This is a genomic window from Hafnia sp. CBA7124 (genome assembly GCF_002355555.1).
In the GTDB taxonomy this organism is placed as follows: domain Bacteria; phylum Pseudomonadota; class Gammaproteobacteria; order Enterobacterales; family Enterobacteriaceae; genus Hafnia; species Hafnia alvei.
This window is the reverse complement of sequence record NZ_AP017469.1, coordinates 1,498,918-1,513,277: the sequence shown is the minus strand read 5'-3', so window position 1 is coordinate 1,513,277 and position 14,360 is coordinate 1,498,918. Positions and strand designations below refer to the sequence as shown.

Below are 14,360 nucleotides of genomic sequence, written 5' to 3'. Positions count from 1 at the left end.
AAAACAAAAAATGACCACAAAAAAGGGGTTGCCATCCCCCCTGCATTTGGTTTAGGTTAATTTACAGTTAACGCAGACAATTGTGTCTGCCAAATTATTGGATTACAAAAAATGCTTACTCGCGTTCAGTTCAGCCACCATCATCACCATCATCCTGACTAGTCTGACAGGCCGATGAGTGCTGGAAGACGGTTAACAATCTTCCAGTGGCGCAGAACGCAAAAGAGAGCCCTCGGAAGATTATCTTCCGAGGGCTTTTTTGTTGCCCGAAGATTAGTAAATAACATCACAGAATTTATAAAATATTAAGGGAAGCCACATGTTAGACAAAACTCGTTTACGTATCGCCATGCAAAAATCCGGTCGCCTGAGCGAAGACTCTCAAGAGCTTCTGGCACGCTGCGGCATTAAAATTAATCTACAGCAGCAACGCTTGATCGCATTCGCTGAAAACATGCCTATCGATATTCTGCGCGTTCGCGATGACGATATCCCCGGATTGGTGATGGATGGCGTTGTTGATTTGGGCATCATTGGCGAGAACGTTTTGGAAGAAGAGCTGTTGAGCCGCCGCGCTCAGGGCGAAGATCCGCGCTACTTCACGCTGCGTCGCTTGGATTTCGGCAGCTGTCGTTTATCACTGGCGATGCCGTTAGACGTTCCTTACGACGGCCCGCAGTGTTTACAAGATTCCCGCATCGCGACCTCCTACCCACACCTGCTTAAGCAATACCTCGATAAACAAAATATCCGCTTTAAATCATGCTTGCTGAACGGCTCGGTGGAAGTCGCGCCGCGCGCTGGCCTTTCCGACGCGATCTGCGATTTAGTCTCTACTGGTGCAACGCTTGAAGCCAACGGTCTGCGCGAAGTCGAAGTGATTTATCGCTCCAAGGCCTGCCTGATCCAGCGCGATGGCGAAATGCCAGCCGCTAAACAAGAACTTATCGACAAACTGATGACCCGCATTCAAGGCGTAATTCAAGCTCGCGAATCTAAGTACATCATGCTGCACGCGCCAAGCGACAAGCTGGAACAAATTATTCAGCTGTTGCCGGGGGCTGAACGTCCAACATTACTGCCGCTGGCTGGTGACCAAAACCGCGTCGCCATGCACATGGTGAGCAGCGAAACCCTGTTCTGGGAAACCATGGAAAAACTGAAATCTCTGGGTGCTAGCTCGATTCTGGTTCTGCCAATCGAAAAAATGATGGAGTAATAGCGATGATTGCTGCTGATAAGAAAACCAACTTTAACAACATCACTTTCTGGAACGAATGCGATGCGCAGCAGCAACAAGCGCTATTGCAACGTCCAGCGGTCGCCGCGTCTGATGCCATTAGCGCTAGCGTGGCCAATATTCTGCAACAGGTTAAATCCGGCGGCGATGCGGCACTGCGTGAGCTAAGTGCTAAATTCGATAAAGTCGATATCACCACGTTGCGCGTCAGCGTGCGTGATATCGATCAAGCGGCCTCTCGTCTAGGCGAAGAGATCAAAGCGGCGATGCAACAAGCTGCCAAGAATATCGAAAAATTCCACGTCGCCCAAATCTTGCCTGCGGTTGATATCGAAACCCAGCCCGGCGTACGTTGCCAGCAGGTCACCCGCCCACTGGCATCAGTCGGTTTATACATTCCGGGTGGTACCGCGCCGTTGCTGTCCACCGTATTGATGCTCGGTATTCCGGCGCGCGTCGCAGGCTGTCAACGCGTGGTGTTGTGTTCGCCACCGCCGATTGCCGATGAAATCCTTTATGCCGCATCGCTATGTGGCATCACCGAAGTGTTCCAGGTCGGCGGCGCTCAGGCTATTGCAGCACTGGCTTTCGGCAGTGAATCAATCCCTAAAGTGGATAAAATTTTTGGGCCGGGCAATGCTTACGTCACCGAAGCTAAACGTCAGGTAAGCCAAACCATCGACGGCGCAGCCATCGACATGCCTGCAGGTCCTTCTGAGGTTCTGGTCATTGCCGATGAAAAAGCGACTCCGGCATTTATCGCCGCTGATTTGCTATCTCAAGCAGAACACGGCCCTGATTCACAGGTAATTTTACTCACGCCCGATGCTGAAATTGCCAAACGCGTCGCCGTTGAAGTGGAAGCGCAGCTGGCAACCCTGTCACGTGCCGACATCGCACGTCAGGCGCTGGATTCAAGCCGTTTAATTGTCACTTCGTCATTAGCGGAGTGCATCAACATCAGCAATCGTTATGGCCCTGAGCACTTGATTATCCAGACACGCGAGCCGCGCCAGTGGATCGACCAAATCACCAGCGCAGGTTCCGTATTCCTTGGCGACTGGTCGCCCGAATCTGCGGGTGATTACGCATCTGGAACTAACCACGTGCTACCAACCTACGGCTACACCGCAACCTACTCCAGCCTCGGTTTAGCTGATTTTCAAAAACGCATGACCGTTCAACAAATTAGCGCCGATGGCCTACTCGGCCTAGCGCCGGTGATTGAAGCGATGGCAGCGGCAGAGTTGCTGACCGCCCACAAAAATGCCGTCACCCTGCGCGTTGCTGCGCTCCAGTCTCAGCAGAAGGAGAAAAACTAATGAGCTCCAGCATTGAAGAATTGGCCCGCGCCAACGTGCGCAAATTAGTCCCTTATCAATCTGCTCGCCGTCTGGGCGGTAAAGGCGACGTGTGGTTAAACGCCAACGAATATCCGATTGGCACGGCTTATCAGCTCAGCGCCGATACCTTTAACCGCTATCCAGAATGTCAGCCACAGGCCGTGATTAATAACTACGCGTCCTACGCGGGTGTCAACGCCGATCAGGTGTTAGTCAGCCGTGGCGCGGATGAAGGCATTGAACTGCTGATCCGTGCATTCTGTGAGCCGGGTCAGGATGCGGTACTTTATTGCCCGCCGACATACGGTATGTATGGTGTAAGCGCTGAAACCTTTGGCGTTGAACGCCGCACGGTTGCACTTCGTGAAGACTGGCAGTTGGATTTACCGACCATTGAACAAAATCTGGCTGACGTGAAGCTGATTTACGTCTGCAGCCCGAATAATCCAACCGGCAACTTGCTTAGCCCGACTGATTTACGCCAGTTACTAGAACTCACCGCAGGAAAAGCCATTGTGGCGGTTGATGAGGCCTATATCGAATTCGCGCCGCACGCTTCGCTGGTGCCTTGGCTGGCTGAGTTTCCGCACATGGTCGTATTGCGTACCCTCTCTAAAGCATTTGCTTTGGCGGGTTTGCGCTGTGGCTTCACGCTCGGCAGCCCTGAAATGATCACCCTGCTGTTGAAAGTGATCGCGCCTTATCCTCTTTCAACGCCGGTTGCCGATATCGCCGCGCAGGCGCTCTCTCCAGACGGTGTGGCAGCCATGCGCCAGCGGGTGCAAACCATTCTTGAAAACCGCGCGCTGCTGGTAAAAGCCCTAACCGAATGCGACTGTGTCGAGGCCGTTTATCCCGGCGAAGGCAACTATTTAGTCTTTCGCTGTTCTGCCGCCGCGGCGGTGTTTAAATCGCTCTGGGATCAAGGCATTATCTTACGAGATCAAAGCAAACAACCTAGTCTGTCTAACTGCTTAAGGATCACCATAGGCACACAGGCAGAAAACAACCAAGTGATTGCAGCCCTGCGCGCTTTTCCCAATGCCGTAGCCGCTAAAGAATTCAGCAAGGAGGCCGTGTGAGCCAGAAGTTTCTTTTTATCGACCGTGATGGAACCTTAATTAGCGAGCCACCGGTGGATTTTCAGGTCGACCGCATGGACAAATTGGCGTTTGAACCCGCTGTTATCCCTGCTCTACTGAAGCTACAGCAGGCCGGTTATCGTCTGGTGATGATCACCAATCAAGACGGCTTAGGCACAGCCAGTTTTCCGCAGGCCGATTTTGACGGCCCGCATAACTTGATGATGCAAATTTTCACCTCACAAGGCGTGGTCTTTGATGACGTGCTGATTTGTCCGCATCTGCCCGCCGACAACTGCACCTGCCGTAAGCCAAAAACCGAACTGGTGCAGTCATACCTGAATCCTGAAGTGATGGACTATGCAGCCTCACGCGTTATCGGTGACCGTGAAACAGACGTTCAGCTGGCTGAAAATATGGGCATCACCGGCATTCGCTACAACGCCGAAAATAGCGGTTGGGATTACATCGCCGAAGAGTTGACTAAACGCGACCGCCACGCGCAGGTGAATCGCGTTACGCGTGAAACCGCAATCAACGTCGACGTGTGGCTCGATCGTGAAGGTGAAAGCCACATTCGTACCGGCGTCGGCTTCTTTGATCACATGCTCGATCAAATTGCTACTCACGGCGGCTTCCGCATGAACATCGAGGTGAAAGGCGATCTGTATATCGACGACCACCACACCGTGGAAGATACCGCGCTGGCATTGGGCGAAGCGTTGAAAAAAGCGCTGGGCGATAAACGCGGCATTTCCCGTTTTGGCTTTGTGCTGCCGATGGACGAATGCTTGGCGCGCTGCGCGCTGGACATTTCTGGCCGCCCTTATTTGGTTTATAAAGCCGAGTTTACCCACCAGCGAGTGGGCGACCTCAGCACCGAAATGGTTGAGCACTTTTTCCAATCTCTGGCCTATGCCATGGGGATCACGCTGCACTTGAAAACCAAAGGGAAAAACGATCACCACCGCGTAGAGAGCTTATTTAAAGTCATTGGCCGCACGCTGCGTCAGGCCATTCGCGTTGAGGGCGATACCCTGCCAAGCTCGAAAGGGGTTTTATGATGGCCGACACGAACGTTGTAATTCTGGATACCGGCTGTGCCAACTTATCCTCGGTGAAATATGCTATTCAGCGGCTGGGCTATGAGCCAAAAATCAGCCGTGAACCCGATGTGGTCCTCACCGCTGATAAGCTATTCCTTCCCGGTGTAGGAACGTCACAAGCCGCGATGCAACAGCTGCGCGAGCGTAATCTGATTGAGCTGATCAAAGCCTGTACTCAGCCAGTTTTGGGGATCTGCCTCGGTATGCAACTGCTGGCTAGCCGCAGCGATGAAGGCAATACTGACACATTAGGCATCATCGATACTCCTGTTGAAACGATGAAAGACTATGGATTGCCACTGCCACACATGGGCTGGAACCAAGTCTCAGCCCTCGCCGGTCATCGCCTGTTCCAAGGGCTTGAAGACGGTGCCTATTTCTATTTTGTGCACGGTTATGCCTATCCCGTGTGCGAAAATACCATCGCGCAAGCGAACTATGGCGCGCCCTTTAGCGCGGCGGTGCAAAAAGATAATTTCTTCGGTGTGCAATTCCATCCTGAGCGTTCCGGCGCAGCCGGTGCTCAGCTGTTAAAAAACTTTCTGGAATTGTCACTTTAAGGAGCAGCACGCCAATGATTATTCCCGCATTAGATCTTATCGACGGAAAAGTAGTGCGTCTGCATCAGGGCGATTACGGCCAGCAACGCGATTATGGCAATGACCCGCTACCGCGCCTGCAAGATTATCAGCAACAAGGCGGTGAAGTTCTGCACTTGGTTGATTTAACCGGTGCCAAAGATCCGGCAGCGCGCCAGATCCCATTACTGCGCAAGTTATTGGCCGGTGTATCCGTTCCCGTGCAGGTCGGTGGTGGCATTCGCAGTGAAGACGGCGTAGCAGCGCTGCTTGAAGCAGGTGCTTCACGCGTTGTCATCGGCTCCACGGCGGTGCGCCAGCCTGATGTCGTGAAACAGTGGTTTACCCGTTTTGGTGCCGATGCGCTGGTTCTGGCGCTCGACGTGCGCATCGCGGCTGACGGCAGCAAAAATATTGCGGTTAGCGGCTGGCAGGAAGATTCCGGCGTCACGCTTGAACAGATCGTTGACGAGTTTCTGCCTTATGGCCTCAAACATGTGCTCTGCACCGATATTTCACGCGATGGCACGCTTAGCGGCTCTAATGTGGCGCTGTATCAAGAAGTTTGTGCGCGTTATCCGCAGGTGGCGTTTCAGTCATCCGGCGGCATTGGTAGCCTAGAAGATATTGCCGCCCTGCGCGGCAGCGGCGTTCAAGGCGTTATTGTGGGGCGTGCCCTGCTGGAAGGAAAATTCACCGTGAAGGAGGCTATCGCATGTTGGCAAAACGCATAATTCCTTGTCTGGACGTGCGCGATGGCCAAGTGGTCAAAGGCGTTCAGTTTCGTAACCACGAAATTATCGGCGATATCGTGCCGCTCGCTCAACGCTATGCGCAGGAAGGTGCCGATGAGCTGGTGTTTTATGACATCACCGCGTCATCCGACGGTCGCGTGGTGGATAAAAGCTGGGTATCACGCGTGGCGGAAGTGATTGATATTCCTTTCTGCGTCGCAGGCGGGATCAAAAGCGTTGAAGATGCCTCGCAAATTTTAACCTTTGGCGCCGATAAAATTTCCATCAACTCCCCTGCGCTGGCCGATCCTGATTTAATTTCTCGCCTCGCCGACCGCTTCGGCGTGCAGTGCATCGTGGTGGGGATCGACACATGGTTTGATGCCGAAAGCGACAGCTATCAGGTTTATCAATTTACCGGTGACGAACAACGCACCAAAGCCACCACGTGGCAAACGGTTGATTGGGTCAAAGAAGTGCAAAAGCGCGGTGCCGGTGAGATCGTGTTAAACATGATGAACCAAGACGGCGTGCGCAACGGCTACGATCTGCGCCAGCTAAAATTGATCCGCGACGTATGTCATGTGCCGCTGATCGCCTCCGGCGGTGCAGGTACACCAGAGCACTTCCTTGAAGCATTCCGCGACGCCGACGTTGATGGCGCGCTGGCGGCCTCGGTGTTCCACAAACAAATTATCAATATTGGCGATTTGAAACGTTATCTGTCGCAACAAGGTGTGGAGATCCGCTTGTGTTAAAAGAATCCTTTTTATCTGAACAGCAGAAAGAACAATTAGACTGGAACAAAGTTGATAACCTGATGCCTGCGATCGTTCAACATGCGGTATCCGGCGAAGTGCTCATGCTGGGCTATATGACGCCCGAAGCACTCGATGAAACCAATCGTAGCCGCCACGTAACGTTTTACTCGCGTACTAAGCAGCGCCTGTGGACCAAAGGTAAAAGCTCAGGCCACTTCCTTAGCGTTGTCAGCATCACCCCCGACTGCGATAACGATACGTTGCTGGTGCTGGCGGAGCCTCAGGGCCCAACCTGCCACAAAGGCACCAGCAGCTGTTTTTCTCCTGCAGCCTCCGACTGGGCATTTTTGTTCCAGTTAGAACAGTTACTTGCAGAGCGTAAAAATGCCGATCCGAAAAGCTCTTATACCGCGAGCCTGTACGCCAGCGGCACCAAACGAATCGCGCAGAAAGTGGGAGAAGAAGGCGTGGAAACCGCACTAGCTGCCACGGTGCACGACCGCGACGAACTGGTGAATGAAGCTTCAGACTTGGTATATCACCTGATGGTATTGCTACAGGATCAAGATCTGGATCTTAGCGCAGTGATTAATAATCTGCGTCAACGGCATGAAAAATAGTCGCTGAGTTCAACCTCTCCCTATTTAACGTCACCCCTGATTTTGGGTGACGTTGCAACCTCTCCCTTACGTTTTAAATTCGATACTTATTAAATAAATCGCTATTTATTGTAATAACGCCTTTATTAGACTCAGCTAAAAAATACCAATCTATTGAGTTCCTTCCAGTTTATTTCAAATAAAAATTCTTCTTCTCACGATAATTAAATTAAATGATCGATAGCGATAATGTGTCTCAAAGAATCATTCATGGAAAAAATTCAACAATATCAATATATTGATCATCGATCACAATAAACAAAACATCAAATCTGTTTTAATAAAACATCGTTTCATAAAACAGAAGAGTGAATAACGGATGAAAATTAAAGGATTACGCTGGTGGATAATTGCGCTCGTTACCGTAGGGACAATTACCAACTATTTATCTCGCAGCGCGTTAGGTATTGCCGCGCCAACCTTAATTAAAGAACTCGGTATCAGTCAGCAACAATATTCATACGTAGTCAGTGCCTTTCAAGCAACCTACGCGCTGGCTGCGCCGGTGGTGGGATATGTCATCGACATCATCGGTGTGAAATGGGGCATTGCCATTTTTGCTATCGCTTGGTCTATCGCCAATATGGCTCATGGCACGGCAGGCGGCTGGCAGTCTCTCGCCTTTTGGCGAGGCACCATGGGCGTTACCGAATCTTCGGCGAATCCTGCTGGGATGAAAGTGGTGGCAGAATGGTTTCCCGCTAAAGAACGCGGCTTGGCCTGCGGGATCTACAGTATGGGAACCTCGCTCGGCGCGATGCTGGCACCTCCCTTGGTCGTCTGGGCCATACTCGAATATAACTGGGAAATGTCCTTTATTATTACCGGTGCGATTGGCCTTATTTGGGTTGCTCTATGGCTATTCTTTTATCAGTCGCCAGAAAAAAATCCGGCGTTGTCAGATGAAGAGCGCATTTTGATTGCCGATGGGCAGATTAAATCTACGGAGAAAATCCAGCGGGTTAAACTCAAAGACATGCTCACAAATCGTAATTTATGGGGCATTTCCCTACCGCGCTTTATGGCCGATCCCGCATGGGGAACATTGCATTATTGGATGCCGCTTTATTTAGTCACCGAACGTCATCTTGATATGGCCCACGTAGCGATGTTTACCTGGCTCCCTTTTTTAACGTCAGATTTAGGTTGCCTCTTTTCGGGAATAATGGCGCGTTATCTAAATAATCGCGGTATCAACATTATTAATTCACGCCGAATTACCTATACATTTGCCGCCTGTCTGATGGTCAGCATGGCCTTTATTTGTCACGTCGAAAATATCTATTTGGCCGTCGCGCTATTCTGCATTGCAGGTTTTGCACATCAATGCCTCTCTATTACCGTTATCACCATGTCTTCGGATCTATTTAATAAATCCGAAGTAGCTACGGCGACCGGCTTTGCTGCACTCAGCGGTGGTACGGGAAACTTTCTTTTCTCAATGTTCTTAGGCGCGTCCGTCGCGGTGATTGGCTACAACTTCTTTTTTGTCGGTTTAGGGTTTTTTGATCTTATTGGCGCTGCTTTCTTATGGACCTTAGTTAAAGAGAAAGAAGCCAATAAAACCTCACACAAAACTGCTTTTATATAAGGGAATATCATGAAAAAACCGATTATTTCTGTCATCAGTTTACTGATTGCAGCGACCCCACTCGTTTCTCATGCGCTCACCTTCGATGTGCGAGGTGGATACCGAGCAGGCAGCCACAGCTATGAGTCTCGCTTCAAAGTCAGCGAAAGCTGGAAAAATGGCTGGTGGGCCAGTATGGAAACCGATAATAAAAACAACAAAAATAATGGCAAAGGGCCTAACGGCGCTGATCAAAGCGATAGCGCACATTCGCTGGGAGATATAACCTCTGACTATAACGAAATAGAGACCAACTATACCTATAAATTAACCGATAAATGGAGCCTTCAGCCCGGGGGAATTTTACACTGGAGCAGTAAAGGCACTCAGCTTCGGCCTTATTTTCGAATTAATTACAAAATCACCCCAGACCTTAGCACTAGCCTACGCTATCGCTATGACTATAATGATTATGAAACGACAAATGATAACGGAGAATATCACCGTGATAGCGTTAATCGCTTAGATTTGTATCTCAGGTATAAAATAAATGATACGTGGAGCGTGCAATATCAAGGTACAGTTTATAAACATGCCAGCGATCAGTATGAATATAAAAATGGAAAAACCTGGTCGACGGAAAATGCCTTTTCATTACGTTATAAGTGGAATGATTGGTTTAGCCCATATATCGAATATGATTATTTAGATAGAACTGGATACTACGACGGCGAGGGAAATATTCCTGAATCACGTTATCGTATTGGTATGACATTTACCTTGTAACAAACACCAATTTTAAATAGGAAAAATGATGAAGATTAAATTACTCGTCAGCGTTATTTCATGCGTGTTATTTAGCTCTATTGCATTAAGCCATGCGGCCGAATCCCGCTATTTTACTTACTCGCCAGAAACATTAGCCACCAGCAAACAGCAGCTAAAACAACCCGCATCTGTGCTGCAGCCTGCTTTCGAACAACTTATCGCCGAGGCAAACAGCGCACTTAAACACGCCAATTACAGCGTCGTTGATAAGAGTCTTTCACCGGCATCGAATAATAAACACGACTACTACAGCTTTGGTACTTATTGGTGGCCTAATCCCAATACGCCTAATCACCTCCCCTATATTCGCCAAGATGGGAAAACGAATCCAGATACCAAAACTGACGCAACAGACAGTCAACGTATGGCGCATTTTGCCAACGACATGAAGCGCCTAGGGCTAGCTTATTACTTCACTGGCAAAATCGAATATGCACAAAAGGCTGCAGATCTCGCCACCGCATGGTTTGTCGCACCCAAAACCAAGATGAACCCCAGTTTGGCCTATGCACAGGCTATTCCCGGAATTGTAGATGGACGAGGGATAGGCATTATCGATAGTCGTGCTTTGATTGACGTTATGGATAGCATTGAGCTTATTCGCCCAGCAAATACGCTGAGCGAGAAAAATTATCAGGCTATTAAGCACTGGTATAAACAGTTTAACCAATGGCTATTAACCAGTGAAAATGGATTTGAAGAAAGTAACTGGCACAATAACCACGGCACATTTTTCGATACCCAAGTTGTTGCTTTTTCATTATTTACCGATCAGCCAGACCTCGCTCGCCGCCAGTTAAAAATTGCCCAGCTGCGTCATTTAGCGGCTCAAATAGATAACAAGGGATTGCTCACCGAAGAAATAGAGAGAACACGCTCATGGCACTACACCAATTTCTCTCTTTCGGCTTTTATGCGCCTAGCGCGATATGGTGAACTAGCCGGTATAGATATGTGGCATTTCGATTTAGACGATCACAATCTTAAACAAGCTTTGCTTGTTGTGGCTCAACAAATCGACAACCCTAAGCCGTGGCCGTTCCCTGAATTAAAATTCGATGAAAACGAGGCCGTTGGCAATATTTTAGCCGCTGAAAGAGCCTACCCTGACGCTATTTTCAAAGAAAAAGCGGCTTATCTCGAGCAGAAAGATCCAAAAAACATCAATCTGTTGACCGTAAGTGCGTCGTTGGTGCCATAAAAGGAAGCGGTGAGAATGAAACAATTCAGTACCCTTGAAATCGCCATCATCCGCCAGCGCGCACAGCGCTGGCCTGAGTGGATTGATACATTGAATGCCGACAACGCCACGGTGTTAAATCATCCGTTAAAAGTACCGACCTCCGGAATTGCGACCTGGAACCACTACTATTATTGCCCTGAGCACGGAGTGCGACTTAATTGGGACTATCGCTATGAACACCATCATAACTGCCCAGTAGATAATAAAACCTTCAGCGGTGAGCCCTATGATGGCGCATGGTGGCGTTGGATGAATGGCTTAAATGCCAAGGCCTGCTACGAAGTCGGGTTATTATGGCAAGTCACCGAAAATGAATCCTATTTCCAGCGCGTTCGCGATCTATTGCTAACTTATGCCAGCTATTATCCCTACTATCAGGAGCATGGCGGCATTCCTTATAACGCTAACGGAAAAATGAATGCGCAGGCATTGTGTGAAGCCAATTGCTTGCTTGATTTTGTACGCGGCTACGATTTGATTTGCGATCATTTATCCACTGACGAACAAAATTTTATTCAGCAGCAATTATTACAGCCCGGCGCTGAATTCTTGATGCAGCAGCGACACGATCAAATTCATAACCATGAAGTGAAAATTAACAGTGCCATTGCCGTTATTGGGCTGGTTTTGGAGAAAGAGCCCTACCTTAACTTTGCTTTAAATACACGCTATGGCTTGCGCTATCAGCTAGAACATTCGCTAATTAATGGCAGCCTGTGGTTTGAAGGCTCGCTGCATTATCATCTGTATGCACTACAAGGTTTTTTTGCATTCGAGAAAATAGCTAAGGGAACGAAATACAGCTTATTAGATCTCCCCTACTATCCGCGAATGCTTCGTGTACCGTTGTCATTGCTAATGCCGAACGGCTGTTTCCCTCGTCTTAACGATTGCGTTTTTGGCCAAGAAAAACTTATCCATTCCGACATCTATGAGTTTGCCTACAGCTATTATGCTGATCCGGGTTATGTACAGGCATTGGATATTATTTATAGCCGGAAAAATCGCATCAACACCGATTTTATTCTGTATGGCAATGAGCATGCACCTCTGGGAAATTCCCTTCCTATCCAAACTTTCAATAACGATAGTCAGCTTGGCTTAACGTTATTTCAACAGCCAGAGACGCAAAGCGCAGTACTGATAAAACATCTTCCCTACGGCGGAGAACACGATCACAGCGATAGTCTTAGCATTATTATTTTTCACCAAGGCAAAGAGCTGGTGAAAGATCTGGGGACGACAGGTTATGGCACCGACTTACATCGCGATTATTACAAGAAAACCGCGTCACATAGCACGCTGGCAATCAATCTCGCGAACCAGCCGCCGGTGAGTCCGGTGGTCAACGCCTATCTTAAAACCAATAAGTATCACTATATTGACGTGATAGTTGATTGGGCAAGCAAGGCTGAAACTCCCGACAGTTTTTACATAACAAATTGGGATGAGAAGGCTTACCAGCAGGTTAGCTTTAGACGCCGTGTAATGCTTATCGGTAACATCATTATTGATATTTCAACGATTCAAAATCCACACAGGCAATGCGCTGATTTAAATTGGATAATCAATGGCAGCTTAACGACTCCCGAGCAATACGATGATGCTCACAATGAAACGATGCTATGCCATGTGAAACCGAGTTGGGTAAAGTCGGGCAGCGACATGCAGAAAACGGTGGCGAAGACAACCGCTTCGACTGTCACTATTTATACCCAAATAATGCCCAAGTTGATGGCAGAGCAAAATTCAGCGCGAAATTTACTTATTGCCAGCAATGCACCAGATAATCCCAATACGCAAAACATTTGCCAACTCACGCTGCGTTCACATGAGTTAGAAATGACCTATTTAACCCTATTTGATTTAGATAACGGTCTGACGGGCGCTGAGTTTTCATTATGTGATAATAAGCACACTGGCAAACTCCGTCTCTGTATGCATACAGCCCAATACACCACTGAAATTTTGTTTAATGATGAGGGCTTTTACACTCCACCATTATTAATAAACGACAATATCATTAACCATTAATAAATATACATTTTAAAGATACAAGAAATTATTTTTTAGAACTATTCCTAGACCGTCATTCTGCTAAATCCAGAGTGACGGCTATTTTCAACTATTCTGCCAGCACCCACTCTTTAACCTCGTTAATTACAACTCTATTTTACCCTAGTTATTTTTAATTAAATGTTAAAAATTACTGTCTATCCTTCATTTCACTTCTCCGTAATATGCATTTTATGAACAGTTCATCGGCAGTGCACTCAACCTGTAGCATCGAACATTTAATATTAAGGGGACTGAAATGAATCAAACAGCGCGTATTTCTATCTATTTCGCCGTCGCTTCGGCATTAACAGTGACTTTATCTCCGGCCAGTTGGGCGGCGGATATTGGCGTAGGCCCTCAATACGACACCACCCACGTCTATGTCGAGCCGGGAAAAATGGATCCTTTCGTCGACAGTATCCTGAAAACTTTTGGTGGAAGCACGACCCAGCGCGTCTTAGCGGATGTCACCCCTACACCGAGCAAAACCTATTCTCAGCTGATCTTAACGCCATCCGGAAGCTTTTCCGTATTTGATTTCCAAACACCAGCGCCTTACCCGTTTGGCAATGAGCGTAACGGTTTCTTAGTCACCAATATGGATGCCGCGATAGCGAGCGCCAAAAAAGCCGGAGCCGACGTAATCGTAGAGCCATTTAACGATCCTATCGGACGTGACGCTGTTGTTCAGTGGCCAGGCGGCGTGAATATGCAGCTGTATTGGCATACCAAAGCACCTAACTATCAGCCACTAAGCTTTATTCCTGAAAACCGTATTTATCTTTCACGCTATCGCGTTGATGATTTTATTAAAAGCTATCAGAAATTCTCTAATGGCAAAGTCGTCGATGATTCACAGCAAAGCTCTACCGTGATAGGCGGTGAGAAAAATAGCGCTATTCGCGTGGTTAATTTGTCCTCGGCCTTCGGAAAAACCCGCATCTTTGTCACCGATGGACATTTGAACTATCCATTCGGGCAGGAACGTACCGGCTATGGCGTCGCTAATCTGAGTGAAACCCTCGGCAAAGCAACGGCCAGCGGTGCAAAAATACTATGGCAGTCGGTCGCAGGCGAAAAACGAGCTAGCGCCGTGGTGCAATTCCCTGGCGGCTATATTGCGGAAATCCATCAAGACACTAAATAATATTTATCTTA

General features: G+C 48.5%; 14 protein-coding genes and 1 other annotated feature. All 14 genes read left to right on the top strand.

Annotation, left to right across the window (positions count from 1 at the left end):
• Nucleotides 1-111 precede the first annotated feature (111 nt).
• A complete protein-coding gene (hisL, locus tag CPY98_RS20835; protein WP_102961614.1) occupies nt 112-162 on the top strand; it encodes a his operon leader peptide in 51 nt (16 codons plus the stop codon).
• Nucleotides 138-263, top strand: a sequence feature (His leader region). (Overlaps the previous gene by 25 nt.)
• 56 nt (nt 264-319) lie before the next feature.
• Nucleotides 320-1,219 carry an ATP phosphoribosyltransferase gene (hisG, locus tag CPY98_RS07020; protein WP_004095958.1) on the top strand — a complete coding sequence of 300 codons (900 nt, stop codon included), beginning with the start codon at nt 320-322 and terminating at the stop codon, nt 1,217-1,219.
• A 5-nt stretch (nt 1,220-1,224) separates the two neighbouring features.
• Nucleotides 1,225-2,562, top strand: a complete 1,338-nt coding sequence (hisD, locus tag CPY98_RS07015; protein ID WP_096386973.1) for a histidinol dehydrogenase — start codon at nt 1,225-1,227, stop codon at nt 2,560-2,562.
• Nucleotides 2,562-3,665 carry a histidinol-phosphate transaminase gene (gene hisC / locus CPY98_RS07010; RefSeq protein WP_043492173.1) on the top strand — a complete coding sequence of 368 codons (1,104 nt, stop codon included), beginning with the start codon at nt 2,562-2,564 and terminating at the stop codon, nt 3,663-3,665. Before hisD ends, hisC begins: the two co-directional genes overlap by 1 nt.
• Entirely contained in the window at nt 3,662-4,729 is a 1,068-nt protein-coding gene (gene hisB / locus CPY98_RS07005) for a bifunctional histidinol-phosphatase/imidazoleglycerol-phosphate dehydratase HisB (RefSeq protein WP_096386971.1), read from the top strand. The genes hisC and hisB overlap by 4 nt, the downstream gene beginning before the upstream one ends.
• Nucleotides 4,729-5,331, top strand: a complete 603-nt coding sequence (hisH, locus tag CPY98_RS07000; RefSeq protein WP_096386968.1) for an imidazole glycerol phosphate synthase subunit HisH — start codon at nt 4,729-4,731, stop codon at nt 5,329-5,331. The genes hisB and hisH overlap by 1 nt, the downstream gene beginning before the upstream one ends.
• A gap of 14 nt (nt 5,332-5,345) precedes the next feature.
• Complete coding sequence (hisA, locus tag CPY98_RS06995; protein ID WP_096386964.1) at nt 5,346-6,083, top strand: 1-(5-phosphoribosyl)-5-[(5-phosphoribosylamino)methylideneamino]imidazole-4-carboxamide isomerase; 738 nt, start codon at nt 5,346-5,348, stop codon at nt 6,081-6,083.
• Entirely contained in the window at nt 6,065-6,841 is a 777-nt protein-coding gene (hisF, locus tag CPY98_RS06990; RefSeq protein ID WP_025800864.1) for an imidazole glycerol phosphate synthase subunit HisF, read from the top strand. The genes hisA and hisF overlap by 19 nt, the downstream gene beginning before the upstream one ends.
• Nucleotides 6,835-7,464 (top strand): bifunctional phosphoribosyl-AMP cyclohydrolase/phosphoribosyl-ATP diphosphatase HisIE, encoded by a 630-nt coding sequence (hisIE, locus tag CPY98_RS06985; RefSeq protein WP_096386960.1) that lies wholly within the window; start codon nt 6,835-6,837, stop codon nt 7,462-7,464. Before hisF ends, hisIE begins: the two co-directional genes overlap by 7 nt.
• 358 nt (nt 7,465-7,822) lie before the next feature.
• Complete coding sequence (locus tag CPY98_RS06980; RefSeq protein WP_043492162.1) at nt 7,823-9,094, top strand: MFS transporter; 1,272 nt, start codon at nt 7,823-7,825, stop codon at nt 9,092-9,094.
• 9 nt (nt 9,095-9,103) lie between these two features.
• The gene (locus CPY98_RS06975) at nt 9,104-9,859 is read left to right on the top strand and encodes an oligogalacturonate-specific porin KdgM family protein (protein WP_051874101.1); all 756 of its coding nucleotides are present in this window, start codon (nt 9,104-9,106) and stop codon (nt 9,857-9,859) included.
• Between the two features lie 25 nt (nt 9,860-9,884).
• Nucleotides 9,885-11,102, top strand: a complete 1,218-nt coding sequence (locus CPY98_RS06970; protein ID WP_231899443.1) for an alginate lyase family protein — start codon at nt 9,885-9,887, stop codon at nt 11,100-11,102.
• A 15-nt stretch (nt 11,103-11,117) separates the two neighbouring features.
• Entirely contained in the window at nt 11,118-13,178 is a 2,061-nt protein-coding gene (locus tag CPY98_RS06965; RefSeq protein ID WP_096386958.1) for a heparinase II/III family protein, read from the top strand.
• A gap of 280 nt (nt 13,179-13,458) precedes the next feature.
• Nucleotides 13,459-14,349, top strand: a complete 891-nt coding sequence (locus CPY98_RS06960) for a VOC family protein (protein WP_043492154.1) — start codon at nt 13,459-13,461, stop codon at nt 14,347-14,349.
• Nucleotides 14,350-14,360 lie beyond the last annotated feature (11 nt).

Excerpts from the sequence above, each read along its gene's own strand:
- hisG (WP_004095958.1), top strand. The coding sequence starts at position 320 with ATGTTAGACAAAACTCGTTTACGTATCGCCATGCAAAAATCCGGTCGC.
- hisD (WP_096386973.1), top strand. The coding sequence starts at position 1,225 with ATGATTGCTGCTGATAAGAAAACCAACTTTAACAACATCACTTTCTGG.
- hisC (WP_043492173.1), top strand. The coding sequence starts at position 2,562 with ATGAGCTCCAGCATTGAAGAATTGGCCCGCGCCAACGTGCGCAAATTA.
- hisH (WP_096386968.1), top strand. The coding sequence starts at position 4,729 with ATGGCCGACACGAACGTTGTAATTCTGGATACCGGCTGTGCCAACTTA.
- hisA (WP_096386964.1), top strand. The coding sequence starts at position 5,346 with ATGATTATTCCCGCATTAGATCTTATCGACGGAAAAGTAGTGCGTCTG.
- hisF (WP_025800864.1), top strand. The coding sequence starts at position 6,065 with ATGTTGGCAAAACGCATAATTCCTTGTCTGGACGTGCGCGATGGCCAA.
- CPY98_RS06980 (WP_043492162.1), top strand. The coding sequence starts at position 7,823 with ATGAAAATTAAAGGATTACGCTGGTGGATAATTGCGCTCGTTACCGTA.
- CPY98_RS06975 (WP_051874101.1), top strand. The coding sequence starts at position 9,104 with ATGAAAAAACCGATTATTTCTGTCATCAGTTTACTGATTGCAGCGACC.
- CPY98_RS06970 (WP_231899443.1), top strand. The coding sequence starts at position 9,885 with ATGATGAAGATTAAATTACTCGTCAGCGTTATTTCATGCGTGTTATTT.
- CPY98_RS06965 (WP_096386958.1), top strand. The coding sequence starts at position 11,118 with ATGAAACAATTCAGTACCCTTGAAATCGCCATCATCCGCCAGCGCGCA.
- CPY98_RS06960 (WP_043492154.1), top strand. The coding sequence starts at position 13,459 with ATGAATCAAACAGCGCGTATTTCTATCTATTTCGCCGTCGCTTCGGCA.